Here is a 24,744-nt window from a genome sequence, read left to right as displayed (position 1 = left end):
AAGAGCGCAGCAAGGATAGAGCAGAGTTACGTTACCGGCGGCGTTACAGGTTTTCGGTATGTGGGCGGCTTGGCTGGCTATCTCTACAGCAGTGCCATTAACAGCAGTTACGTCACCGGCGCGGTGACCGGTAGTTCTTATGTGGGTGGCTTGGCTGGTAGGAACTACAGTAATAGCGCTATTAACAAGAGTTTTGCCAGCGGTGCGGTGACGGGTAATTCTTCTGTCGGCGGTCTGACTGGCTATAGTTCTAGCTCTGTTATCACTCATAGTTATTGGGCGGTTGATACAACGGGTATCAGCAGTACCTTGTTATCGGCAGCCACTCTGGCGGAACTGCAATGCCCTGCTGGTGCTGACAATACAAGCTGCGCATCAGGTAAAACGCTTTATGCCGAATGGGATAGTGGCGTATGGGACTTCGGTACTAACACGCAACTGCCCGGCTTGATTTTGAGTGGCACCACCTATCGCGATAGCGATGGTGATGGCTCGCTGGATGGCGACGATGTCTATCCAAATAATCGCGCGGCGTCTTGGGATAGTGATAACGACGGGTATGCTGATGCCTGGACCATTGGCTGCGATGCGACCTGTATAGCAAACAGTGGGTTAACACTGGACCATTTCCCTGCCACTGAGGCTGCCTGGCAAGACACCGACCTAGATGGTTATCCGGATGCGTGGGCGACGGGCTGCGATGCGACCTGTATTGCAAACAGTGGGTTAACACTGGATCAATTCCCGACAACTGCGGCCGCTTGGCAAGATACCGATCTAGATGGTTATCCGGATGTGTGGGCGGAGGGCTGTGATGCGGCCTGTACTGAAAACAGTGGTTTGATACAGGATCAGTTCCCAACGATTGCAGGGGCAGGGCCAGACACTGACTTAGATGGTTATCCCGATGTGTGGGCCACAGGCTGTGATGCCAATTGCCAAGCAGCTACTGGTCTCACGCTTGATAGTTACCCTGATGATATTGATAACGACGGTATTAATAATAGCGACGACACCGATGATAATAACGACGGCATCACCGATGCGGATGCCGATTCTGATGGCTTGATTGATATCTCTAGTCTCGAACAGCTCAATGCGATTCGTTACAACCTAGCCGGTAAGGGCCGCACCCTCGTTGACGGTGGTGATAGTGACAGCTCTGGCTGCCCTGCCACAGTTATTGATGGCGTGATGCAATTAGTGTGTACCGGTTATGAATTAACCACCAACCTTGATTTCGATACCAACGTCGATGGCGTCATGGATGAAAATGACGAGTATTGGAATGATGGGGATGGTTGGATGCCAATCGGTAGCTCCTCAAGGCCATTTACCAGCACCTTTGATGGTAATGGGCATCAAATCCGCAACCTATTTATCAACCGCACCGGTTCATATTTTGTTGGGTTATTTGGATATATCTCCGGCGAATCTGCTCTGTTGCGTAATATCGGATTAACCGGCGAGCTGATGCAAGTGCAGGGATCTAATTATGTTGGCGGGCTTGTGGGTTATGCCGAGAACGCGGCAATTATAGAACAGAGTTACGTCACCGGCGCGGTGAATGGTGATGATAATGTGGGCGGCTTGGCTGGCAGGCTTTGGAGTAATAGCGTCATTAACAACAGTTTCGCCAGCGGTGCGGTTAGTGGTTCAAGCCCCGTGGGCGGCTTGGCTGGCAGTCTTTACAGTAGCGCTATTAACAAGAGTTTTGCCAGCGGCGCGGTGACGGGTAATTCTTATGTCGGCGGTTTGACTGGCTATAGTTCTAGCTCTGTTATCACTAATAGTTATTGGGCGATTGATACAACCGGTATCAGCAGTACCTCGTTATCGGCAGCCACTCTGGCTGAACTGCAATGCCCTGCCGGCGCCGACAATACAAGCTGCGTGGCTGATCAAACGCTCTATACCGAATGGGATAGTGGTGTGTGGGACTTCGGTACTAACACCCAACTGCCCGGCTTGATTTTGAGTGGTACCACCTATCGCGATAGCGATGGTGATGGCTCGCTGGATGGCGACGATGTCTATCCAAATAACCGCGCAGCGTCTTGGGATGGTGATAACGACGGGTATGCTGATGCATGGACCATTGGCTGCGATGCGACCTGTATCGCAAACAGTGGGTTAACACTGGATCAATTCCCGACAACCGCGGCCGCTTGGCAAGATACCGATCTGGATGGTTATCCGGATGTGTGGGCGATAGGCTGTGATGTTAATTGTCAAGCAGCCACTGGTCTAACGCTTGATAGTTACCTTAACGATACGGATAACGACGGTATCAATAATAGCGACGACACCGACGATAATAACGACGGCATCACGGATGCGGATGCGGATTCTGATGGCTTGATTGATATATCGAGTCTCGAACAGCTGAATGCGATTCGGTACAACCTAGCCGGCACAGGCCGCACCCTCGTCGACGGTGGTGATAGTGACAGCTCTGGTTGTCCAGTTGCCGTTGTTAATGGTGTTCATCAGTTTCAGTGTATGGGCTATGAGCTAATTAATAACTTGGATTTTGATACCAACGCCGATGGCGTTATGGATGCGAATGATGCGTATTGGAATGAGGGATATGGGTGGGAGCCGCTTGGCTTTTACAATTTCCCCTTTGGTGGTTTATTCGACGGTAACGGCCACGAAATACGTAATTTATACGTTAACCGACCTTATGAAGATGAAATTGGGTTATTTGGAGCGATCTCAGGTGAGGCCGTAATCGTTAGTAACCTTGGACTTGTAGGAAAACTATCCAATGTGCTGGGAGCGGATGGTGTCGGACTTCTTGCTGGCTTCGTAGGCGTCAGTGCTGAGGTAAGTAACAGTTATTCTAAAGGAGTGGTAACTGGTAGTTACTTTGTTGGAGGCCTCGTTGGCTTGTTAACTGAAAAGGCCAGTATTAACCGTAGTTTTGCACTAGGAGATGTTTCGGGAGAAAGCGGTATTGGGGGCTTAGTGGGCGCTACGGATGAATTCGGTTCTATCTCGGATGCATTTGCTACAGGGGCTGTCAGCGGTTCGTATAATGTTGGTGGCCTTGTGGGGGAACTTGGAGAATCTGCACTAAATAATTCATTTGCAACGGGATCTGTGACCGTCGCAGGTAGTGACGTCGGGGGCCTAGTTGGCGATGCATACGGCGATACCACAATCACTAACAGCCATTGGGCGGTCGACACGACAGGCCAAGAGTTTAGCGAAGAGGCGTTAGAAGCTGATAACTACTTTGGCACCACACTAGCAGAATTACAATGCCCAACGTCTAGCGATAATAAAGATGACTGTGTCATTAGTAATACGCTTTATGCTGGATGGGATAGCAGTATTTGGGATTTCGGTACCTCTACGCAATTACCCGGTTTAATCATTAATGGAATTGTTTACCGCGATGAAGACGGTAATGGCAGCCTTGATGAAAACCAAGCGCCGACGGTGACTCTAACGCTAAAGCAAGATGGCTTTGTGGTGTCTGATATTACCGCTGGCGATGGTGATGTCACGTTAGAAGCAACAGTAACAGACCCTGATGCAAGTGATCGCCATACATTAAGCTGGACGTATGAAGGAATCACAGTCACGAGCGAAACCGACACTGGCGTTACGTTTAATTCGGATAATTTAGTGGCGGGTGAATACACGGTTTCTGTCGTTGCTACAGATAATCGCTATTCTCCATTAAGTGCTGAAGCGGAAATTACGTTCACCGTTTATTCGGCTTATGTTCCTGAGCCAGAACCTGAAGTAGAGCCTAATCCGAATCCAGAGGTAGAACCGACTCCAAATCCAGCCCCAGGAAACACGCCTACCTCATCAAGTAAAAAAGGCGGTGGCGGTGCATTAGGCTTAATCTGGCTGATGCTGTGTGGCGGCTTGGTGTATACACGTCAGCGCCGTGTGGTGTTTGCGGGTTAAGCGCTTAACAGGCGTTTTAGCTCGATCTTAAATCGAAGCCAGAATTTATTTTGGCTTCGATTTTTTTATGTGTTTGCTAGCGGTTGTTGTTGGTAGCCTAATCACTTGTCGCTAGTCATTGTCGATCACTGGCTCGAATCGCCTGTTTGGCATATCATTGCGCCTATTCAGGTCTATGGCTTTTAGTCATACCGGCCGCCTTATTCACACACAGCCTGCACCAGTGGGTTGTATGCATTGCAGAAACAAACTGATGTCTAATACACCGTTCTATCAGGAAGTCGCCTCTCGACGCACTTTCGGCATTATCTCGCACCCTGATGCGGGTAAAACAACCATTACCGAGAAGCTGTTGCTGTTCGGGAATGCCATTCAGCTCGCGGGTACGGTGAAAGGCCGTAAGACGGGCCGTATGGCGACGTCCGACTGGATGAAGATGGAACAAGATCGTGGTATCTCGATCACGACGTCGGTGATGCAGTTCCCGTATAAGGAACGCATGGTTAACCTATTGGACACGCCTGGTCACGAAGACTTCTCGGAAGATACCTACCGCACTCTGACGGCGGTCGATTCTGTGTTGATGGTGATCGACGGTGCTAAGGGGGTCGAAGATCGTACCATCAAGCTGATGGATGTCTGCCGCTTGCGTGATACGCCGATCTTTACCTTCATCAATAAGATGGACCGTGAAGTACGTGATCACATCGAAGTGATGGATGAGATTGAAACCGTCCTTAAGATTAAATGCGCGCCGGTGACTTGGCCAATCGGTATGGGGAAGGCCTTCAAGGGCGTATACAACCTAATAACCGACACCGTTCATGTGTTTCAGCCGGGTAAAGGCAGTGTGGTTCCAGATGATGTGCGCATTGAGGGTTTGCATTCGCCGGAGTCGGTAGCTTACTTAACTCAGAGCTTGATTGACGAGCTGCAGGACGAAATTGAGCTAGTACAGGGCGCGAGCCATGAGTTCGATCTAGAGGAATACCTTGCCGGCAACCTAACGCCGGTATTCTTCGGCACGGCATTGGCCAACTTTGGTATTCGCGAAATGCTGGATTACTTTGTGGAGTGGGCACCTATGCCGATTCCGCGTGAGACCAATGAGCGTGCAATCGTGCCGACGGAGACTGACTTCACTGGGTTTATTTTTAAAATCCAAGCGAACATGGATCCTAAGCATCGCGACCGTATTGCCTTTATGCGTATTTGCTCTGGCACTTACACCAAGGGTATGAAGATGCGCCATGTGCGTATTGGTAAGGATATTAAGATTGCTGATGCGGTCACTTTCTTGGCGGGTGATCGCTCGGCGGTTGAAGAAGCGGTGTCGGGCGATATTATCGGTTTGCACAACCACGGCACGATCCAGATTGGTGATACTTTTACCAGCTCGGGCGATTTGCAATTTACCGGTATTCCGCACTTTGCGCCGGAATTGTTTAAGCGCGTACGCTTAAAAGACCCACTCAAAATGAAGCAGTTGCAAAAAGGTTTGCAGCAGTTATCGGAAGAGGGTGCTACTCAGTTGTTTATGCCAGTGAACAACAACGACCTGATTTTAGGGGCGGTGGGTGTGCTGCAGTTCGACGTGGTTCAACAGCGTTTACGCGATGAATATAAGGTTGAATGTATTTATGAACCGATCAGCGTAAATACCGCACGCTGGGTATACTGCAAAGATCATAAAATGCTGGAAGACTTTAAACGCAAAGCGGGGGATAACTTAGCGATTGATGGCGGTGGTCATTTAACCTATGTGGCTCCAACTCGCGTGAATCTGTCTTTGACGGAAGAACGCTGGCCGGATATTGAGTTCCGCGCAACTCGCGAACACTAATTCTTGCCGCGTTACTGTGAGATCAGCTCATATTGAAATGAGCTGATCTCGCTGCTTCTTTTATCCTTTTCTTTTTTCTTGCTTCTTTTAAATTCTTTTTCCGCTTGTTGTTTTATCCGGTAATTATTTTCCACAGTTTATCTTTGGTTATACCAAATTTTTCGATAATTTCTTGAGTGTCGTTATGGCCTGCTTTTTCTGCTAGGCCGAGTGCATTTTGCTTTTGATAATTTCGCAGCAAAGGATCAGCACCTGCTTTAAGCAGAGCTTCGACAATGGCATTATGGCCTTTGCTCGCCGCTAGCATGAGGGCGGTGTTACCTTTTTCGTTGCGTGCATCTAACGGGAATTCTTTAGTGATCAAGTAATTAACCGCATCAATGTTGCCGGAATCCGCGGCCGAAGAAAGTAGCGAGTTGCCGTCACCTTTGGATACGAATAAATCTTTTTTAAGGGTCGCATCGGTTAGCATTTCTAAACAGGCTAGACAGTGGTTGATTACACTGCGCTCTAAGCTGCGCTGTCCATGAACGTCGGCGGTTTGGGTAGAGGCTCCCTGCGCTAGCAATTGCTGCATGATTTCAGTTGATCCTTCGTCTGCAGCATACCAAAGTGCATCACGCCCGCTACTGTCTAGCTTGTCGGTTTCGGCATCGTGAGCAATTAGCATAGCGACTATTTTAGGCTGCTTTAAAATGGTTGCGCGGTGCAATGGCGTAGTTTTTTCTTTATCCACGAGATTGGCATCTGCGCCAGCGTTTAATAGCTGATTTACCAGTGCAGAATTTTTGTGTTCTATGGCAAAGCGCAGTGTTAGTTGCGAGACTTGTCACCAATCAGGGGTTTTCAAAGGAACCCCTAAGCAATGCATGGGCTGTCACTTACAGGGACGAATCGCTTCTAGCAGTATTCCGTCAAATCACATAGCAACGAATAACGATTGTGAAAGTTGCCATACGACCACTTCTTGGATGACATCCGGCTTTAATCACGACGGTGTCGCGCCGGGAACCTGTGCGACCTGCCACAATGGCTCGACTGCAACCGGTAAGCCAAGCAATCACCTCGTAACTTCTGCCTCTTGTGATGACTGCCACACTACCAGCGCTTGGACACCGGCCAGCTTCACTCATAGCAGCCCGAATTACGTCGATCACGGCCGAACTATTAGCTGTAGCAGTTGCCATCGAAGTACACCGGAAAGTGCTGCTAATGCTTGGTCCAACGCTACATACGCACCTGATTGTGCTGGTTGTCATGCTAATGATTATGAACCTGGTGAGCACCGCAATGCATCCGTCAGCAGCCTGCGCGATTGCGCCGGAAGCTGCCATAAGTCGACGCCTGAGCATCGTGCGACGAAGCGGTCGTGGTAGTTATGCAAGAGCGCACTGCGAATTTAGATAAAAACTAAAAATTTAGAGTATTAATATGATTGTAGAATTAGGGCATTTGGCCCTTATTATCGCTTTGTGCATTGCCATTTGTCAGGCGACTTTGCCGTTGGCGGGGAGTCAGTATGGCATCCGTTCATGGATTGCTTTAGCGCGTCCTCTGGCGCGCTTGCAGTTACTCTTTATTCTCATTTCATTTGCCAGCTTAATTTATGCATTCCTAGTGCATGATTTTTCGGTACGTTATGTTGCCTCTAATTCGAACACCGCTCTTCCGGTTCTTTATTTAATATCCGGTGTGTGGGGCGCACATGAAGGCTCGTTGCTGTTATGGGCGTTGATTCTTGCTGTCTGGACGGCTGCCGTGACGGTATTCAGTCGATCTATTCCCGATAATATGGTCGCAAGAGTGATTGCTGTCATGGGTATGATCAGTACTGGTTTTTTATTATTTATGTTGTTTACCTCGAACCCGTTCGAGCGTCTGCAATTTCCTCCGTTAGAAGGTCGAGAGTTAAACTCGTTATTGCAAGACCCTGGTTTGGCGATTCATCCGCCGATGCTGTATATGGGCTATGTTGGCTTCTCGGGGCGTTCGCGTTTGCTATTGCTGCCATGCTGAACGGCTCTCTTGATTCTGCATGGGCGCGCTGGTCGAGACCTTGGACCACTGCCGCGTGGGTGTTTCTTACTGTTGGGATTGTGATGGGTAGCGGCTGGGCTTATTACGAATTAGGTTGGGGCGGCCGGTGGTTTTGGGACCCTGTCGAAAATGCCTCATTAATGCCTTGGTTGGTCGGCACCGCCTTGATGCATTCGTTAGCGGTAAAAGATAAACGCGGAGCATTTAAGGCGTGGACGGTATTACTCGCGATCTTTATGTTGCCTTAGGGGAGGAAACCGTTGGCCGTCGAGCTTGGGTCTTGCGTATTTATCATGAACCTTTCGTTCGTTGGGTATGGGCCTGACGTTAGATCCTAAAAAAGTGGATTCACCACTCATTGCTCAACTGCAAGCGGAGACCTTGTAATGATGAAGCACATACTCGGTCTGCTATTTGTTAGTGTGTTTATTATAACTTCTGCTTTCGTTAGCTCTCCGGCAATGGCGGCGATCGAAGTTCATAACTTCAAATCGCCGGAAAATGAAGCACGTTATCAGCACCTAATTGATGAGTTGCGTTGCCTCGTTTGTCAGCACCAGAATATCGCCGATTCGAATGCTGGCCTTGCTTATGATTTACGCCAGAAGGTGTACGAAATGATTCAGGCAGGGAATAGCGACACCGAAATTCTCCATTACATGGTTGAGCGTTATGGTGATTTTGTTTTATATCGACCGCCAATGAACGTATGAGCTTACTTGCTGCCGATTTGCAGCAGGGCTTAATCGACGATCACGATTTTGAAATTACTAAACGCGAACTTGAACAAACGCTATTACAGGAAATGAAAATGACTATTAACACCCGTTACCGTCAAGGCGGATTTGGCAAAATCACCTTGATTGTTTTGCTAGTGGCCGTGCCACTAGCTTCGGCTTTACTTTATCGTAATCTTGGATCGCCTGAGGCAGTTCAGGAGCCGGTTTTTGTGCCGAATGAACCGGTTATGACACATACCCCTCAACCGAGCGCTGCAAGTAGTAATAACGCAATGGCCGGCAGCATGGCGGAACTTGCAGTACGTTTACGTCAACGTCTGGAAGAGCAAACACCGGAAGATATCAAAGGTTGGTTTTTACTCGGCCGAACCTACATGGAAGAAAAAGATTTAGCCAATGCCGTTTATGCCTACGAAAAAGCGTATGCATTAGCGCCATCGGACCCGACGATCAAGAAAGCGCTTGATGACGCGCGATCAATGAGTGGTGGTGCAATGGGGGGGATGTCTGCGGTAGCGTCTCCTAGCGCTTTAGCGGCGCAACCAGTTACTAAGCCTGAAGCACAGATGACCTTGCAGATTGGTATTAGCGATGCTCTTGCTGCAAAAGCAAATTCTAATGATGCTTTATTTGTGTATGTTAAAGCCGTTAATGGGCCACGTTTCCCTCTTGCAGCTAAGCGGCTCACCGTGAGGGATTTACCGCTGACGATTACGTTAACGGATGCGGATGCCATGATGCCAGCGGCGAAGATGTCAGATTTTGGCGAATATTTAGTGGGTGCGCGGATTTCTCCGAGTGGCAATGCGATTACTCAACCGGGTGATTTCTATGGTGAGCTACAAACGGGCCCGACGGCTAACCCAGTTACGATACAAATTGATAAGGTAAAACCCTGATTTTAGCGCTCACAGTATGCGCTAGCGGGCGTTTTGGCTGTTGTGGCACCTTGCGATGATGTAAATGTCGACTAATCTTCTTCACAAAGGTCCGTCGGAGAAGAAAATGACGTTATTTTTTGTCGCAGGAAGTGCCCTAACTCTGTTACTATGCGCGGCTGCCTGCTGGCTATTACAGTATAGGGTCAATAAACAGACCGTATCGGCCCATGATGCCAAGGGTTATCTACTGATTGCCTGTATCATCGTTGGCTTTGGTGTGAGTGCCGGTTGTTTTGCCATTGGCCAACAACTGGGATATCAACAGCAGGAAAATACGTCAGAAGCGATGGGCTTAGCCCTACTTCTGGATGTTATGGTGGCATTGCTAGCGCTCATTGTAGGGCTAGTAGTGATTAAGGAACCCGAACAGTATTAATCGGATATGCAGGTCTGCGGGCAGGAATGTGTATTACGAAAGAATTCGGCTGAGATTCGAGCAAGAAGGTATTGCAGAATGTTTCAGTGTCCTATAGAATGCCGCCCTCTTTTCGGATCAACATGCCCTTGAAGGCGAGAAATTGATGAAAACTTACAGCGCGAAACCAGAATCCGTAAAACGTGAGTGGTTTGTAGTTGATGCAGCTGAACAAACGCTGGGTCGTCTGGCTACTGAGGTTGCTCGCCATTTGAGAGGCAAGCACAAGCCAGAATTCACTCCACACGTTGACACTGGCGACTATATTGTCGTTATCAACGCGGACAAAGTTAAAGTAACCGGTAATAAGTCCAGTGATAAGATGTACTATCGTCACACTGGTTACCCTGGCGGTCTTAAGTCTATCTCTTTTGAGAAACTTATTGATCATAAGCCAGAGATGGTTATTGAAACTGCAGTTAAAGGCATGCTGCCCAAGAATCCTCTTGGTCGTGCCATGTTCAAAAAAATGAAAGTTTATGCCGGTAGCGAGCATCCTCATACTGCTCAACAGCCGCAAGAACTGAAACTGGGATAATATGATGGCAGTCTCTCAATACTATGGTACCGGTCGTCGTAAGACTTCCACTGCACGCGTTTTCTTGCGTCCAGGTACTGGCAGCATCGTAGTAAACAAAAAGTCTTTGGACGTTTACTTCGGTCGTGAAACAGCTCGTATGGTTGTTCGTCAACCACTCGAATTGACTGAAAACCTAGGCAAATTTGACGTTATCGTTAAGGTTCAAGGCGGCGGCGGTAGTGGTCAAGCGGGGGCAATCCGTCACGGTATTACCCGTGCATTGATGCAGTACGATGAAACATTGCGTCCTTCTCTACGCGCAGCGGGTTATGTAACTCGTGATGCTCGTGAAGTTGAGCGTAAGAAAGTGGGTCTACGTAAAGCACGTAAGAAGCCACAGTTCTCCAAGCGTTAATCCGCTGCAGAATAATAAAGAGCGCTTATTGGCACAGATCAATAAGCGCTTTTTTTATGTCTAAATCCCTAGTATCTATGGGTTTTTCCGGTTGTTTCTAGTCCCTATTTTCTTTACTATGAGCGCCGCTCTGTATGCTACGCTTGGTCTGTACAAAAATTGTGCAAGCGCTCCTGACCGGCTGGCGACGAAAGAATTTTTTTGATGGGAGAAGATGGTAATGAGTCAAGACGGCGTGAATAAGACTCGGCGTACTCTGCTCGTGGGTGCGACCGGTGCTGTCGGTGCAGTTGGTGCAGGCTTCCTTGCAGTGCCATTCGTAAAATCTTGGTTGCCAAGTGAAAAAGCGAAGGCTGCTGGTGCCCCGGCTAAAGTCGATGTCAATAAAATTGAACCAGGTGCCATGCTCACCGCCGAGTGGCGCGGTAAGCCTGTCTATATCGTGCGTCGCACACCAGAAACCTTAGATACTCTAGGCACTCTGGCTGGTCGTTTAAAAGATCCTGAAAACAGCAACAAAGATCAACAGCCAGCTTACGCTGATAACGGATATCGTTCACGTAAGCCAGACTTGTTGGTTTTGCTAGGTGTTTGTACACACCTAGGTTGCGCTCCTAAATATTTCGCTGAAGTTAAGCCAGAGCCGTTCGATTCTGACTGGAAAGGTGGTTGGTACTGCCCGTGTCACGGTTCACGTTTCGATTTGGCGGGTCGTGTATTCAATGGTTCACCAGCTGCTGCCAACCTAGTTGTACCTCCGTACACCTACGAAAGCGATAACGTTCTGGTGATTGGCGTTGACGAGGAGAGTGCATAATGAGCAAACAGCAAAATACGCTCATGGGTTGGATTGATGACCGTCTGCCGGTCACACAGACCTTTGAAAAGCATATGTCTAAGTACTATGCACCGAAGAACTTCAACTTTTGGTACTTCTTCGGCGTATTGTCCATGATGATGCTAGCTAACCAGATCCTTACGGGTGTTTGGTTGACTATGAACTTCGTTCCAAGCGCTGAAGGTGCATTCGCATCGGTTGAATTCATCATGCGCGACGTTGAATGGGGTTGGTTAATTCGGTACCTACATTCTACTGGTGCTACTTTCTTCTTTATTGCTGTATATCTGCACATGATGCGTGCTGTTCTGTACGGCTCATACCAGAAGCCACGTGAATTGATCTGGATCTTCGGTATGTTGATTTACCTAGCTCTGATGGCCGAGGCATTCATGGGTTACGTACTACCTTGGGGACAGATGTCTTACTGGGGTGCGCAGGTAATTATCTCTCTATTCTCGGTTATTCCTTTCGGTATCGGTGATGCACTGACTGAATGGATCCGTGGTGACTTCTTGATCTCTGGTGCGACACTTAACCGCTTCTTCGCATTGCACGTTGTTGCTTTGCCATTAGTAATTGTTGGTTTGGTGGTTGTTCACTTGTTGGCGCTTCATGAAGTGGGTTCTAACAACCCTGATGGCATTGATATTAAGAAATTGAAAGATGAAAACGGTAAGCCATTAGATGGTATCCCGTTCCACCCTTACTACACCGTGCATGACTTGGTGGGTATCGTTGTGTTCTTGATGATCTTCTGTACGGTACTGTTTTTCTTCCCAGAAGGTAACGGCTTCGCATTAGAGTACGCGAACTTTGAACCAGCAAATGGCCTGAAAACACCAGCTCACATTGCTCCGGTTTGGTACTTCGGTTCTTTCTATGCAATTTTGCGTGCTGTTCCAGATAAATTGCTAGGTGTGATCGCGATGGGTGCTGCAATTGCTATCCTATTCGTATTGCCTTGGTTGGATCGTAGCCCTGTTAGAAGCTGGCGCTACAAAGGTTGGATCAGTAAGATATTCATCGTGGTATTCGGTTTCAACTTTGTATTGTTGACTTGGTTGGGTACTCAGCCTGCGACAGCAACGTTAACGTCTATTGCACAGGTTGCATCGGTTATTTATTTCAGCTTCTTTATCGGAATGCCGTTCTATACCCGCATGGAAAAAACCAAACCAGTGCCAGAACGCGTAACCGGGGGCCATTAATAATGAAAAAGATATTTGCGTTAATTGCAGCGGTTATCCCTGCGTTTGCTTTGGCTGCCGGTGGCGATGTTCACTTAGACAAGCACTTAACTGATCTAACCGATAATGCTTCATTGCAGCGCGGTGCTCAAACCTTTGCTAACTACTGCATGGGTTGTCATGCAACTTCACACGCTCGTTATAACCGTGTAGCACGTGACTTAGAGATTCCTGAAAAGTTAATGATGGAAAATCTAGTATCAGACCCCGATAAGAAGTTTGGTGATCTAATGACGATTGCTATGACGACAGAAGACGCTAAGCAATGGTTTGGTGCACCGCCACCAGATTTGACCTTGGTTGCTCGCGTGCGTCGTCCAGATTGGTTATATACCTACTTACGCAGCTTCTATGTCGATCCTAGTCGTCCTTGGGGTGTCAACAACGTTGTCTTTAAAGACGTTGGTATGCCGCACGTATTGGCTGATTTGCAGGGCGTACAATTGAAAGGTACTGCTCAAGTTGCTGTTGGTTTCGATACTTTAACTGGTCAAGAAATCACTGAAGAACATCACGATGTTCTGTATTTGGCAGAAGAAGGTTCTTTGTCTGCAAGCGAATACGATAAGTTGGTGTTCGATCTGGTAAACTTCCTGACCTACATGGCTGAACCTATCGCAGTTGAGCGCGAGCGCCTTGGATGGTGGGTACTTCTGTTCCTAGCTATCTTCTTTGTACCAGTGTACATGCTGAACAAAGAGTTTTGGCGCGACGTTAAATAACGTCATTCAGACATCGCAAGTCTATGCAGCTCGGCCGCTTTTAGCGGTCGGGCTATATTTATTTTTGGCATTGCTAAGAAAAAAGAGAGGAAACTATGGGGGTTGTGGCGAAACGCTCTTCCATGACGTTTTATTCAGATGCGGCGGATCACTATAGCCATCGCGTTCGTATCGTACTGGCAGAAAAAGGTGTTGCGGTAGAAATTCACGACATCGATCCAGATAACAAGCCAGAAGATCTGGCAAGCCTGAACCCATATAACTCACTGCCAACGTTAGTTGACCGTGAGCTGGTTCTGTATGAACCAAATGTGATGATGGAATATTTAGACGAACGCTTCCCGCATCCGCCGTTGTTACCGGTGTATCCGGTTGCGCGCGCGCAGAGCCGTTTGTGGATCAATCGCATTGAGAAAGACTGGTGCGGTCTGATTGAAACTATTTTGTCTGGTAAAGGCAAAGATGTAGATAAAGCTCGTAAAGAACTTAGCGATAGTTTGATGGCGATTACGCCGATCTTCGCTGAGATGCCTTACTTCATGAGTGAAGACTTCTCCATCGTTGATTGCTGTGTTGCACCAATCTTATGGCGCTTGCCAGTTTTAGGCATTGAACTGCCAGAAAAGCCGGCTAAGCCATTGATGCAATATATGGAGCGTTTGTTTGAGCGTGAATCATTTCAGGCGAGTTTGTCTGAAGCAGAACGCGAGATGCGCGACTAATGGCTGATAAAATGACACCTAGCCGTCCGTATTTAATGCGGGCGCTTCATGAGTGGATTCTCGACAACAATTGTACGCCTTATGTGTTAGTTGATGCCGGTTTGCCGAATGTACAAGTTCCCCAAGAGTTTGTTAACAACGGGCAAATCGTGCTGAATATCAGCACTGGCGCTGTACGTGATTTGTCGATGGCTCAGGAAGGGTTGTCGTTTAATGCACGGTTTGGTGGCGTACCAATGGACGTATTCGTGCCATTGGTTGCCATACTTGCTATTTATGCAAAAGAGAATGGCCAAGGAATGGTGTTTGGCTCTGAAGCGGGAGCGCCAGATCCTAGTGATCCAACACCTCCGCCTAAGTCAGCGAAGAAAGCTGATGTAGTGCCAAGCGGTATTCGACCTTCTTTGAAAGTAGTAAAGTAGCATTCGTACGCTAAAGAAGCCGCCGCAAGGCGGTTTTTTTATACCTGTCGGTATTTTGAAGCGCTGCTGAATTTGTATTCAGCGCCAAGAATTTAATCTGGCAGCATTATTTCCCCGATGACTGAGTGAGGTTTCTGCTTTGTACATTTGGGTACTTTTCAGGTGCTGCATCTATATAGTAACCTTCGGGTTTTTAGGAGAGGGCGGACAATGCCAAAGGTCAGTGAAATTAAGAAAAACGCCGCCGTTGAATATGACGGTAACGTGTATTTTGTTAAAGATATTGAACGCTCTGTACCACAAGGTCGCGCCGGTGGTTCTATCTATCGTATGCGCATGTACAACGTGGTTACAGGTGCAAAGCTAGACGAGTCTTTCAAAGACAGCGATATGCTAAACCTAGCTGATCTAACTCGTCGTCCGGTAACGCTGTCATACATTGATGGCGATGAATACGTATTCATGGATAGCGAAGACTACACGTCTTACAGTTTGAACAAAGCAACAATTGCTGATGAAGCATTGTTTATCGCAGAAGATACGCAAAACCTGCAAGTTGTTGTTCTGAACGATGCGCCAGTCGGGGTTGATCTGCCGGGTGTTGTTGAGTTGATTATCGTTGATACTGCGCCAGCAATGAAAGGTTCATCGGCAACCTCTCGCACTAAACCAGCAACGTTAAGCACTGGTTTGGTTGTGCAGGTTCCTGAGCACATCTCAACAGGTGATCGCATTCGCGTTAACGTTGAAGAGTCTAAGTTTACTGGTCGTGCATAAGAATCTTGGTTTAAAACCGAGATTATTGCGTCGATGAATACCATAAGTTGAGAGCTGCAAACGTGGTTCTCAACTTATTTTTTGTTCTTAAGGCGTTATTACGCAGCGCTTATTAGATTGACCACTACATCCGCAATAAATAGCAGTAACGAAGTCGCCACGCCAAGAAAGGCGAAAAGGTAAGCGCGTCTAAGTTGTTTGTATTTCCGCTTTAGTATGTTTCCCATCTGATAGATGTCTTTCAAGAATAGCGCTTTAGCCTGTTCGTTATCTTCAATGCTGTTCAGCATGTGGGCTACGTAATCTTCTTCTGTGAAGTTGGTGTAGAAACCAAAAAAGAACGGATTGGGCATTGCCTCAATATTCTTGATTGCGAATTTTCCGTGGAATTTTGGGGCTATCACCATCAAGCTGGAGGAGAAGGCAATCAGCTCCAACGATATGAAGACTATCAAGATCAGTTGAACATGCGTCGCGTAAGATTCCGTGCTCGTGAGCTTTGTGAGTACCACAGTAAACATAATACCTATGATACCCATCAGAATATTCGCTTTCTGATCGGCCATAGCATTCAGTCGTAGATGACTTCTATGTACGGCATTGAGTAAATCAATTATGCCCCCAGTGTTTGGTTTAACTGCTGTTGGTTCGTCTAAAGACAAAATACCTGAAATGGTATCGTTGTCCGTTATCGACTTATTCATTGTACTGCTCCGAAACACGTCAACGTGGATAGGGTACTATTTTAGGGTGTGGGCCAGGTTATTAACATATGGTGATTAATGAATAGTGTCGAGCATTCTCAGTAGAATTCGATAGTTAAGATTAGTAGCGAGAGGTGCTCTCGCTGCTGCGTCTAAACTGCGACGAGGGCAGGTTGGATGTATATTTTTCGCCTAGGTCGGCGCCTAATTTGTAAATGGCTTAGCCAATAAATGCCCTATAATATCGCCGAGTAGATAATGTCGATCTGTTTCTGCCATACGACCCTGTAGATAAAGAGCTAGAGTAGGGTTGTTTTGCGCAGATTTTGCTTGCTCCCAGATTCTATCCAAACAGCCACTGGTAATCTCGTTGCTCACTGGTAGCGGTTCTCGACTCGAGGCTACCGCAAGTATTTGCGATAACTTGTCGCGATACTCATCGAACTGGCGATCAATCCCTTCAACATGTTCGCGAATAATCGAATGCATTCCATTTACTCTGGTTGTAGGCGATTACGAATAGAGCCACTTTCTGTTTCTGATGTAGACCATTCCAATCCTTCTTAGCGCAGCGTAATGCTCAAACCTACACGGATTCGTTTGTCGTCTTTTGTTTAACTTCGCTAGTAATTGCCGACGCGGTTAGGCTCGTCGGATTAGAGATTTTTTTAATGGAAATACACGTTCGGATATTGATATGGATCATAATGAGTGCGACACAATTTGGAGAGTGGCGCTTTTGAGGGGATCGGCTGCAGGCGCAGCGAACGTGTATTAGTTACGGGCATTTTACGTGCCAGTTACGTATCCTGAATACTCGTGTAACTAGCGGTTGCATCGCTTGATTGTTCGCTACTGCGAACCGTATTTAAAGCGCTTAGCACGTCGAAAACGTTTTCAAAACCGGCTATCACGCTCTCTGGTGCGCCTTTCTCTATCAGTTGTTCGGTGTATGAGGTGACATAGTCGAATGCTTCAATTTCAGCTTGGCGATGTGCTGGTGTAATGCTTTCATCCATGCGATCTATCACATCAATGACATTTAATATCGCTTTTGCCGCCGTGTTATCGCCATCGACTTCTTCATCAAGAATATAGGTATTCAGAAAATTCGAAGCTTGAGTGATGGTCGACATATCATCTTCTTGGCCACCAAGATTTTGATACTCACTGGCGGATATAAAGCCATCTTTATACAAACGCTGAGCAAGTGCTGGAATATCACTTGAACTCATACGACCAGAGAAGAATTCGGCATTAATGCGGCTAAGTTTTTCCGCATGCAATGATAGGGACACCTTATCGTTGCCTATTTGTACGGAGCGCTTGCCAGAAGCGGAGCTTGTTATTGCCGTGCTATCGCTTGCGGTTGCTCCGGTAGTGGAAGACGAACTCTTACCAAGCATGGTTAATAAATTCTGATAGCTAGATGACGAACTATTGATATCCACCTGAACATCCTCCGAAGATGATAAGAGGTAATACGCAATTATCAGGCCAAATGACCTTATTGCTCGCTGGCCTACTTGTTCATCCTAGTCTTATAGGGAATCGACCTTGGCAGGTACTAGAGCCCTCAGGCATAGTGATGATGTGATATCTGGTTGAGGTATGTTTAAGCATGAAGAACTCGTCGGGTAAGGCCATACCGGTTGGTGGTGGTGTTATGAAAATACTGTATGCGCTGAATACTATGCGCCGTATGGGGCTGATGAATTCGCAAAAAGCCCTGCGCGCTAATAACACCTGTAAAGCCTGTGGTTTGGGCATGGGTGGCCAAGAAGGCGGCATGATCAACGAGATGCACGAATACCCATCTGTGTGTAATAAAAGCATTCAAGCGCAATCGACCGATTTGCAGTCCCCGATTCCGGATGAATTATTTGATCACCACTCGACGATTTCAAAGACCTAACCCCAAATGAACTAGAACATTTAGGGCGCTTAGGGAAACCCATCTTTAAAGAAAAAAGCAGCAATAAATTTCGAGTAATCGATTGGGATTGGGCTATTAATTACACTGCCGAAAAATTCGCCAATACACCTGCCGCGCGTTCTTTCTTTTATTCGTCGGGGCGGTCATCTAACGAAGCTGGATTTGTACTGCAAATGTTTGCGCGCTTGTACGGCACTAATAATGTTACTAACTGCTCCTACTACTGCCATCAGGCGACCAGCGAAGGCTTAGGCACAACCATAGGTGCGGGTACTGCAACGGTGGAGCTAGAAGACCTCAGCTTGTGCGATGCTATTTTTGTGATCGGTGCGAACCCAGCGTCCAACCATCCGCGCTTCATTCATAAATTAAAAGCCTGTCGCGATCGCGGTGGTGAAGTCATTGTTATTAATCCGGCTAAAGAGCCCGGTTTAATTAAATTCGCATTACCCAAAAGCATGCGATCGATTATTACCGGCGGCAGCGATATAGCATCGGTTTATGTACAGCCAAACATTGGCGGTGATTTAGCCTTATTTAAAGGCATTGCCAAATACATAATCGAAAACAATCACACCGCGCCATCTTTTATTGAGCTATATACGCAGGGTTATGACGCGTTTTTAGCCGATATTAATCACACCTCTTGGTCCGAAATTGAAAAGCTCAGCGGTGTCGCTAAAGCCGATATCGAAGTCATGGCACTGGCTTATGCACGTTCTAAAAATACGGTGTTTGCTTGGGGAATGGGTATGACCCATCATCTAAACGGCGTCGAAAACATTGAGTACATCGCCAATCTGGCCTTAATGCGCGGCATGATCGGCGCGTCGGGTACCACTGCGCGGCCACAGTAATGTGCAAGGTATCGGCACCATAGGGGTGAAACCGGTATTACCTGAGTATATTTTTCAAGGCTTACAGACTGAACTCAATGTCAGTTTTCCAGAAGCGCCAGAAGCGCCATAAGCGCCAGAAGGGTTGGATACACTCGCGTGTTTAGAGCGAGCCGCAGAAGGTAAAATGGATGCTGCGTTAATTCTCGGCGGCAATTTATATCAGGCGACTCCGAACTCGGTATGGGCGAAACAGGCGTTAGATAAGGTCGGTTTTAAAGTCTATTTAACCACCACGCTGAATGCCGGCCATGTGCATGTTTGTGATAACAGCGACGCGTTAATTTTACCCGTCATGGCACGCGATGAAGAAGCCCAACCCACCACGCAAGAATCCATGTTTAATTATGTGCGCTTGAGTGATGGCGGTATTACTCGTCTGGCGTATGTGCGCTCTGAGGTTGATATGCTCACTAGTATCGCGGTCAAAACCCTGCCGCCAGAACAGTTCGATATGAGTGTATTTAAATCACACCAAAGCATTCGCGAAACCATCGCCAATGTGGTGCCGAGTATCCTTTTACCTTGATGAGTGTGCGTAGCGAAGGCCAATTTAACAGTATTATTTACGAAGAAACTGACAGCTATCGCGGAGTGGATAATCGCTGGACCGTGCTGCTGAATCCCGACGACATGAAAGCCATGGCGTTGAGTGCCGGTGATAAGGTCGATGTGGTGTCTGCTCACTGTGTGATGAAATCCGTGCATGCGCAACCCTTCGACATCCCACAAGGCAATGTCATGGCTTACTACCCAGAGGCCGATGTGTTGATTGGACTAGATCGTGATAAACGCAGTCATACGCCTGCGTTTAAATCGGTGGCAGTGCAACTGGTCTATTAATTAATCGGCTCAAGCGGCGCTAGTTCAATCGGAGCAATTGGATCTAGCTCAATTGGTTTAATCGGCTCTAGATCAATCGGCTCAATCGGCGCTAAATCAATTGGTTTAATCGGAGCTCGATCAATGGGTTTGATCGGTTCTAGCTCAATGGGTTTAATCGGTTCTAGATCAATCGGCTTAATCGGTTCTATTGGTGCTAGATCAATGGGCTTAATTGGAATCTGGTTGATCGGCGCAGGATCAATCTCTGGATTAATCTGATCAGGAATTCCTTCTGTTTGTTCAAGACGCTGAATAACACTATTCATTGATTCGTTATTCAATAAATTACGAATATCTCTTAACAAGGCCCCATTAATAGAATCACCGCCTAAGTGTGTATCGCTATTCGCCGAACCCTTGTTTGTTACTGAAGGCAAGGTGTCGGACAAGTTACCGAATTCCATCGCCTGATTGTTTTGCGCAGTAGACGAACTTCCGCTGCTGTTCTTGCCGTCGTTATCATCTTTATCGCTGTCATAGGACACGGCTTGGCTAATATCCAGCGCCGGTGCAACGAATACAACAGGTGTGCTCCCCTTAACGGCTAAGACACTACCGCCGGGTTTGGTTAAGTCTACTGTGCCTTGATCGCTGGTATAGCGAAAAGCCCCACTTTTTACCCAGCGCGCAGCACGAGGGCCCGGCCCCATTAAAGCCGCATAACTCACAGGTTCGGTGGTTGCAGGGAGTTTGATCTGAGGAAAGTAAGTCGCCGCTTGCTCAGAACTCAGCATGCCGACAACGCCTGTCGTGCCTAATACGGCAATATCCGTATTAGGCTGTTTAATTTGAAAGGCCCCAGCTTGTCCATTGGCGATGTGCCCCGTGGAAAACTTCATCAGACCTGCGTACTGGGTTATTTGTAAACGCCCAATATGAGTGGTTTTATCGTATTCATAAACATCCAATGAGATATCGACATCGCCCGCGAAGGTAAATACCGTTTCGTCCAATAAAATGAGCTGAAATATTTGATCATGACGAGTACGAACGTGATCACCAATTAGGATTGCAGCACCGCTAACGGACGGAATTTCGATACCATTGCGTTCAATAAATACATGGCCGTGCAACCCTGCAATCACACCGACCTGACTTGCTGTCGCATTAATACTACAAAGAATGGAAAGGGTAATTAGGCTCAGTGCTCTAAATAATTTCATTGTCATCATCCCCTTAACATTAAAATTCAAAACGCTTACGTAAAAGCGCCTGCCAACGGACACTGTCGTAGTCATAATTAGGAATGTTTGAATGATTGCTTAAATATTCGCCGGATAAAGCGAGTGTGAAATTTTTAAAACCCGGTAAGTTGGCTGCTGTTTTATCGCCATTGCCAATCGCCATGGCATCAACAAACCAAGCAATTGGAGTTTCTAGCGTTATCGAAATACGCACCGGCGTATCTAAGCGAACTTTACTCGGATCACCCGTAATGCTCATGGCTGTGCCTTTGTAGCTTAGTCGGCCACCGCTGAAATAGGTTGATAAGCTGTGGCCCGCGCCGAACATCCATAAATGCCCAAGGCTAGCATTCCAAGAATTGTATTCGTAATCTGTGGTATCGGGAGCATCGGTATTCTTATTGGTGTAATTAAGCCCTAGCGATAACTGTTGGCTGCTATTAAACGTTACCGAGCCATACAGACGTGCGTATACGCGATCACCAGAATTCATCTCTGCGTTCTGGCTAGCGTCGCTATTCATATAGGTATCTGAAAACCAACCACTCGAAGCTATCGTACGATAGGTGAGTTTCTGCTCACGTAAATACCATGAGTGACTAAGGCTCAATTGCGAGCCAACACTGCGCAGAAACGAATTACCATTTAGACGATGAAACGAGTAGTAGCCGAGTGTCGTTAGGTCTGAGCCGCCTAGATCAAAGCGTGCACCGGCGGAACTGTTTAGCGACGCGAAATCTTCATTGTCATAGTATGCTTGATTATCACGTGCGTACTCTAAAGACCCCAGTACACGATGACTGCGATACTCGCCAAACTTGTACGCTATATCGTATCGAGCGGTGCCTTGAGTGCCGTAATCATCGACCTTTTCGATTTTGTATGGGAATTCAAAACCATAGAAAAGAATCGTATCGCCTTCAGGCGCAGCATTACGGTTGTCATCGAAATGACCGCCTAAAGAGAAATCCAAAGATTGGTTTAAGCGTTTGTCTAATTCGTCGATTTTATGTAGATAGTCGATAACTAAGGTTTGATTGTTTTGTGGCAGGCGAACACGGTCGACGCCAGTAAATTCTCGTTTAGCATCGCTCATCATATCGTTGTGATATAACAAACTGGCGTACAGAACTCGTACTTGCTCTTGATGTGGCTCCAACAGCAAGAGGCGTTCAACCACTGGCAGGGCGGCTTTTAGTTCGCCGCCATCAACTTTTTGCCGAAGATAACAATAATTTAGGCGGATGTTGTCGGGGTCTGCGAACACATCCGCAAACGAAACCACAGGACAAGTGCTTTCCACCACCTTGGTTGGATCGTCGTTTATAGCAACAGATAGGGCAGTTTCTGAGCCACTGCCAGCATCCATCGTACGTGCCTGTTCGGCAGCAGAACCGCTCGCCCAAACAAGACCCGATAAGGCTAATATTGCGAAATAGCGCATAATAAAATCAACAATCTCAGAAGCCCCAAGTATACAGGAGGGATTTTGAATGTCAGAGACTAAATCGAACGCAGAATGCCTAAAGCGCATTGAAACCTTTGCGCATCTAATGGATGCCCAATTCCATATTCCTTTTACCAATATTTCCATTGGTATCGACGGACTGATCGGCTTAATACCAGGTGTTGGCGACGGCATTGCATTCTTACTGGCTCTCTACCCAGTGATAGAGGCGCGACGCATGGGGGCTGGTTTTGGCTTGATCGCTAAAATGCTGTTGAACATCGCCATTGATACCGTCATCGGCTCGGTGCCGATATTGGGCGACATCTTTGACATTGGCTTTAAAGCGAATATACGTAACGCAAAATTGGTGCGGAAGTTCTTAGGGCTTTAGCGCCAATCGCAGATGCCTAGGTTGTTGCTAATGAGGGCGTATAGCATAATGACAATTCTTAATTCCGCTGGAATGATGACCAGTGGGCCGCAGTAAGCGGCAGGCTAATAAAGGACTATACCCATGCCCGAAATGCTATTTGTACAAAACACCACAACACCGTCGATTCTTCTCGCCGGCTTGGATGATCGTTCGGCTGATCAACTGTGCCGTGTAAATAACACTGCAACGGGTGCTTATTTGCAGCAAGGTAGTATTTTCTCTCTTGAGGACGATAGTCTCTCCACGAATATACGTGCTTATCTAAATTACCTTCCGGCGCCACAGCGTCAGTGTATTGGTAACCTCGCTCAAGCCTGCGGTAATGAAACGTTAGCGCTAGCCGCTTTTTTTGATCGCTATTTCAGTGATGAAAATACGCAGAAACTAAACTCTATTATCGGAGCAGCCAGCACAGCAGCGGTTGCTCGCTTAGATAACTTTGAGAAAGCCATCGTTAATTATCAGAAGTCATTAAACGGACTGCGTACTTTAATCGCGTCGAATAATCACGGGCGAGGGCAAGCCGCGGCAATCCAGCAAGCCAAAGTACGCGTTCGTGAAGCTTATGCAGAATTGAAAACTCGTTATGGCATCGAATTACAAAAATTCTCACCAGAAGCTGTACGCGCTAAAAATCGCGGCACCGCATTCAGCAATGCCGAGCGCGGTATTACACTCGCAACACGAAATGCGAATTCCCCTAAAGTCGATGTACGGCTAAACGTTGAAGGCCAACTTCAAGCCAGCCAACTAGCGCGTATGGGGAAGCTAGTGAATCGGCTTGGCAATACAGCAATTGTGGTCGATGCAGGCCTGCGTGTAGTTAAAGTCATGGATATTGAAGCCGAAGGTGGCGATTGGATGCGGGAAGGGGCCAAGCAGATGACGGGGTTTGGACTGGGTGCGGCGTTTGGCATGGGTTCAGGGAAGCTAACGTTTGCCGGTGGTACTTATTTGGCTGTCCAGGCCGGGTTAACATTCGCTGGACCTATCGGTTGGATGTTACTTGGTGGAATATTCGCGGGAAGCTTGGCCGTCGGGTATTTTGTTGGCTCTAAGGTCGATAGCCTGAGCCAAGATGGCGCAGAATGGATTATGAGGAGTGTGGATTAAAATGACGATTGAGGCGGTAGTTTTCACAAGCTTTTTTTCGCTATTTCTTGTATCTGCGGTTCTCTGGTTTGTCTTCTCTTACGGCGTTATACCAAAAATCGATAAAAGGATGGAGGACGCGGGGGAGAGTAGGGCTTGTTCTACTGATATCATGGGATTAAGAGTTTTGATGATTGCGACTGCAATCGGCGTACCTATGGGTAATCCGTTGAACCATGATGGGAACCCTCTTATCGATGCCCGGAGTATCAGACCTTACGCTCTTAAAGCGGAAAAGCTGATAGGTACGGCGTTGGTTGTATCTTTCTACTCTGCAATGTTAATTGGATTGATCGGCTCGTTCTTTATTCCTGAATCCTGATTCAGGGGCAGAGCTTTACCTCGATAACAGAATTAGAATTCAAGGAATTCAAGGGGTCAGAGTCGAATGCCTCTAAGTTAAGGCCGTTTTCCATTCCCCTAAGCCCATTAATTCAGCTCTTAGCTCTGCTCGTGGTCGGGTTAGTAATTTAAATGGCTTAGGCCGTCTTTTCTGAACTCTGGGCTCTACTCGGCCAAACCGTTTTAGTAATTT

The 24,744-nt window shown here is 47.3% G+C and carries 28 protein-coding genes and 1 pseudogene; 23 read left to right on the top strand and 6 right to left on the bottom strand.

Features of this window, described 5'->3' with window-relative positions; genetic code table 11:
* The first annotated feature begins 60 nt into the window (after nucleotides 1-60).
* Complete coding sequence (locus tag UXZ23_RS01325; protein WP_320818858.1) at nucleotides 61-3,927, top strand: GLUG motif-containing protein; 3,867 nt, start codon at nucleotides 61-63, stop codon at nucleotides 3,925-3,927.
* 253 nt (nucleotides 3,928-4,180) lie between these two features.
* The gene (locus UXZ23_RS01320) at nucleotides 4,181-5,770 is read left to right on the top strand and encodes a peptide chain release factor 3 (RefSeq protein ID WP_320818857.1); all 1,590 of its coding nucleotides are present in this window, start codon (nucleotides 4,181-4,183) and stop codon (nucleotides 5,768-5,770) included.
* Nucleotides 5,771-5,882: 112 nt separating this feature from the next.
* Here UXZ23_RS01320 and UXZ23_RS01315 read toward each other — a convergent pair whose 3' ends face one another.
* A complete protein-coding gene (locus tag UXZ23_RS01315; protein WP_320818885.1) occupies nucleotides 5,883-6,548 on the bottom strand; it encodes an ankyrin repeat domain-containing protein in 666 nt (221 codons plus the stop codon).
* 19 nt (nucleotides 6,549-6,567) lie between these two features.
* Here UXZ23_RS01315 and UXZ23_RS01310 point away from each other — a divergent pair, with 19 nt between their 5' ends.
* From UXZ23_RS01310 to yeiP, 14 genes and pseudogenes are all read left to right on the top strand, one after another.
* Nucleotides 6,568-7,146, top strand: coding sequence for a cytochrome c3 family protein (locus UXZ23_RS01310; protein ID WP_320818856.1), 579 nt, complete (start codon nucleotides 6,568-6,570; stop codon nucleotides 7,144-7,146).
* A gap of 55 nt (nucleotides 7,147-7,201) precedes the next feature.
* Nucleotides 7,202-8,040 (top strand): annotated as a pseudogene (locus tag UXZ23_RS01305) (heme lyase CcmF/NrfE family subunit); the annotation flags it as partial.
* Nucleotides 8,019-8,132, top strand: coding sequence for a cytochrome c-type biogenesis CcmF C-terminal domain-containing protein (locus UXZ23_RS15595; RefSeq protein ID WP_414491388.1), 114 nt, complete (start codon nucleotides 8,019-8,021; stop codon nucleotides 8,130-8,132). The pseudogene UXZ23_RS01305 and the gene UXZ23_RS15595, both read left to right, overlap by 22 nt.
* A 61-nt stretch (nucleotides 8,133-8,193) precedes the next feature.
* Nucleotides 8,194-8,520: a cytochrome c-type biogenesis protein gene (locus UXZ23_RS01300; RefSeq protein WP_320818855.1), complete on the top strand. Its 327-nt coding sequence runs from the start codon at nucleotides 8,194-8,196 to the stop codon at nucleotides 8,518-8,520.
* Nucleotides 8,517-9,446 (top strand): c-type cytochrome biogenesis protein CcmI, encoded by a 930-nt coding sequence (ccmI, locus tag UXZ23_RS01295; RefSeq protein WP_320818854.1) that lies wholly within the window; start codon nucleotides 8,517-8,519, stop codon nucleotides 9,444-9,446. Before UXZ23_RS01300 ends, ccmI begins: the two co-directional genes overlap by 4 nt.
* Nucleotides 9,447-9,552: 106 nt before the next feature.
* Nucleotides 9,553-9,864: a hypothetical protein gene (locus UXZ23_RS01290; protein WP_320818853.1), complete on the top strand. Its 312-nt coding sequence runs from the start codon at nucleotides 9,553-9,555 to the stop codon at nucleotides 9,862-9,864.
* Between the two features lie 145 nt (nucleotides 9,865-10,009).
* Entirely contained in the window at nucleotides 10,010-10,441 is a 432-nt protein-coding gene (gene rplM / locus UXZ23_RS01285) for a 50S ribosomal protein L13 (RefSeq protein WP_015485582.1), read from the top strand.
* 4 nt (nucleotides 10,442-10,445) lie between these two features.
* Nucleotides 10,446-10,838 carry a 30S ribosomal protein S9 gene (gene rpsI / locus UXZ23_RS01280; protein ID WP_320818884.1) on the top strand — a complete coding sequence of 131 codons (393 nt, stop codon included), beginning with the start codon at nucleotides 10,446-10,448 and terminating at the stop codon, nucleotides 10,836-10,838.
* Between the two features lie 220 nt (nucleotides 10,839-11,058).
* The gene (gene petA, locus UXZ23_RS01275) at nucleotides 11,059-11,655 is read left to right on the top strand and encodes a ubiquinol-cytochrome c reductase iron-sulfur subunit (RefSeq protein WP_320818852.1); all 597 of its coding nucleotides are present in this window, start codon (nucleotides 11,059-11,061) and stop codon (nucleotides 11,653-11,655) included.
* The gene (locus UXZ23_RS01270) at nucleotides 11,655-12,887 is read left to right on the top strand and encodes a cytochrome bc complex cytochrome b subunit (RefSeq protein ID WP_320818851.1); all 1,233 of its coding nucleotides are present in this window, start codon (nucleotides 11,655-11,657) and stop codon (nucleotides 12,885-12,887) included. The genes petA and UXZ23_RS01270 overlap by 1 nt, the downstream gene beginning before the upstream one ends.
* A gap of 2 nt (nucleotides 12,888-12,889) precedes the next feature.
* Nucleotides 12,890-13,648, top strand: a complete 759-nt coding sequence (locus tag UXZ23_RS01265; RefSeq protein ID WP_320818850.1) for a cytochrome c1 — start codon at nucleotides 12,890-12,892, stop codon at nucleotides 13,646-13,648.
* 95 nt (nucleotides 13,649-13,743) lie between these two features.
* Entirely contained in the window at nucleotides 13,744-14,370 is a 627-nt protein-coding gene (sspA, locus tag UXZ23_RS01260) for a stringent starvation protein SspA (RefSeq protein ID WP_320818849.1), read from the top strand.
* Nucleotides 14,370-14,792: a ClpXP protease specificity-enhancing factor gene (locus UXZ23_RS01255; RefSeq protein ID WP_320818848.1), complete on the top strand. Its 423-nt coding sequence runs from the start codon at nucleotides 14,370-14,372 to the stop codon at nucleotides 14,790-14,792. The genes sspA and UXZ23_RS01255 overlap by 1 nt, the downstream gene beginning before the upstream one ends.
* A gap of 210 nt (nucleotides 14,793-15,002) precedes the next feature.
* The gene (gene yeiP, locus UXZ23_RS01250) at nucleotides 15,003-15,569 is read left to right on the top strand and encodes an elongation factor P-like protein YeiP (RefSeq protein ID WP_320818847.1); all 567 of its coding nucleotides are present in this window, start codon (nucleotides 15,003-15,005) and stop codon (nucleotides 15,567-15,569) included.
* A gap of 98 nt (nucleotides 15,570-15,667) precedes the next feature.
* Here yeiP and UXZ23_RS01245 read toward each other — a convergent pair whose 3' ends face one another.
* From UXZ23_RS01245 to UXZ23_RS01235, 3 genes are all read right to left on the bottom strand, one after another.
* On the bottom strand, nucleotides 15,668-16,273 hold the full coding sequence (locus tag UXZ23_RS01245) for a Pycsar system effector family protein (protein WP_320818846.1): 606 nt from the start codon (nucleotides 16,271-16,273) through the stop codon (nucleotides 15,668-15,670).
* Between the two features lie 204 nt (nucleotides 16,274-16,477).
* A complete protein-coding gene (locus UXZ23_RS01240; RefSeq protein WP_320818845.1) occupies nucleotides 16,478-16,762 on the bottom strand; it encodes a hypothetical protein in 285 nt (94 codons plus the stop codon).
* Between the two features lie 311 nt (nucleotides 16,763-17,073).
* Entirely contained in the window at nucleotides 17,074-17,724 is a 651-nt protein-coding gene (locus UXZ23_RS01235; protein WP_320818844.1) for a hypothetical protein, read from the bottom strand.
* A 170-nt stretch (nucleotides 17,725-17,894) separates the two neighbouring features.
* On the opposite strand from UXZ23_RS01235, the gene UXZ23_RS01230 reads away from it, so the two are divergent.
* From UXZ23_RS01230 to UXZ23_RS01215, 4 genes are all read left to right on the top strand, one after another.
* Nucleotides 17,895-18,188, top strand: a complete 294-nt coding sequence (locus tag UXZ23_RS01230; RefSeq protein ID WP_320818843.1) for a hypothetical protein — start codon at nucleotides 17,895-17,897, stop codon at nucleotides 18,186-18,188.
* A 41-nt stretch (nucleotides 18,189-18,229) separates the two neighbouring features.
* Nucleotides 18,230-19,066, top strand: a complete 837-nt coding sequence (locus UXZ23_RS01225; RefSeq protein ID WP_320818883.1) for a molybdopterin-dependent oxidoreductase — start codon at nucleotides 18,230-18,232, stop codon at nucleotides 19,064-19,066.
* 124 nt (nucleotides 19,067-19,190) lie between these two features.
* Nucleotides 19,191-19,634 (top strand): hypothetical protein, encoded by a 444-nt coding sequence (locus UXZ23_RS01220; protein ID WP_320818842.1) that lies wholly within the window; start codon nucleotides 19,191-19,193, stop codon nucleotides 19,632-19,634.
* A complete protein-coding gene (locus tag UXZ23_RS01215; RefSeq protein ID WP_320818841.1) occupies nucleotides 19,634-19,948 on the top strand; it encodes a molybdopterin dinucleotide binding domain-containing protein in 315 nt (104 codons plus the stop codon). Before UXZ23_RS01220 ends, UXZ23_RS01215 begins: the two co-directional genes overlap by 1 nt.
* Here UXZ23_RS01215 and UXZ23_RS01210 read toward each other — a convergent pair.
* Complete coding sequence (locus UXZ23_RS01210) at nucleotides 19,945-21,153, bottom strand: hypothetical protein (protein ID WP_320818840.1); 1,209 nt, start codon at nucleotides 21,151-21,153, stop codon at nucleotides 19,945-19,947. The two genes, UXZ23_RS01215 and UXZ23_RS01210, sit on opposite strands and share 4 nt — an antisense overlap.
* Nucleotides 21,154-21,172: 19 nt before the next feature.
* On the bottom strand, nucleotides 21,173-22,618 hold the full coding sequence (locus UXZ23_RS01205; RefSeq protein WP_320818839.1) for a hypothetical protein: 1,446 nt from the start codon (nucleotides 22,616-22,618) through the stop codon (nucleotides 21,173-21,175).
* A 49-nt stretch (nucleotides 22,619-22,667) separates the two neighbouring features.
* Here UXZ23_RS01205 and UXZ23_RS01200 point away from each other — a divergent pair, with 49 nt between their 5' ends.
* From UXZ23_RS01200 to UXZ23_RS01190, 3 genes are all read left to right on the top strand, one after another.
* Nucleotides 22,668-23,015, top strand: coding sequence for a DUF4112 domain-containing protein (locus UXZ23_RS01200; RefSeq protein ID WP_320818838.1), 348 nt, complete (start codon nucleotides 22,668-22,670; stop codon nucleotides 23,013-23,015).
* Between the two features lie 123 nt (nucleotides 23,016-23,138).
* Entirely contained in the window at nucleotides 23,139-24,170 is a 1,032-nt protein-coding gene (locus tag UXZ23_RS01195; protein ID WP_320818837.1) for a hypothetical protein, read from the top strand.
* A gap of 1 nt (nucleotide 24,171) precedes the next feature.
* Nucleotides 24,172-24,531 carry a hypothetical protein gene (locus UXZ23_RS01190; RefSeq protein WP_015485605.1) on the top strand — a complete coding sequence of 120 codons (360 nt, stop codon included), beginning with the start codon at nucleotides 24,172-24,174 and terminating at the stop codon, nucleotides 24,529-24,531.
* The last annotated feature ends 213 nt before the right edge of the window (nucleotides 24,532-24,744 follow it).

Origin of the sequence: Thalassolituus sp. (assembly GCF_034111725.1) — a bacterium.
In the GTDB taxonomy this organism is placed as follows: Bacteria; Pseudomonadota; Gammaproteobacteria; order Pseudomonadales; family Oceanobacteraceae; genus Thalassolituus.
This window is presented reverse-complemented; position numbering and strand designations above follow the sequence as displayed.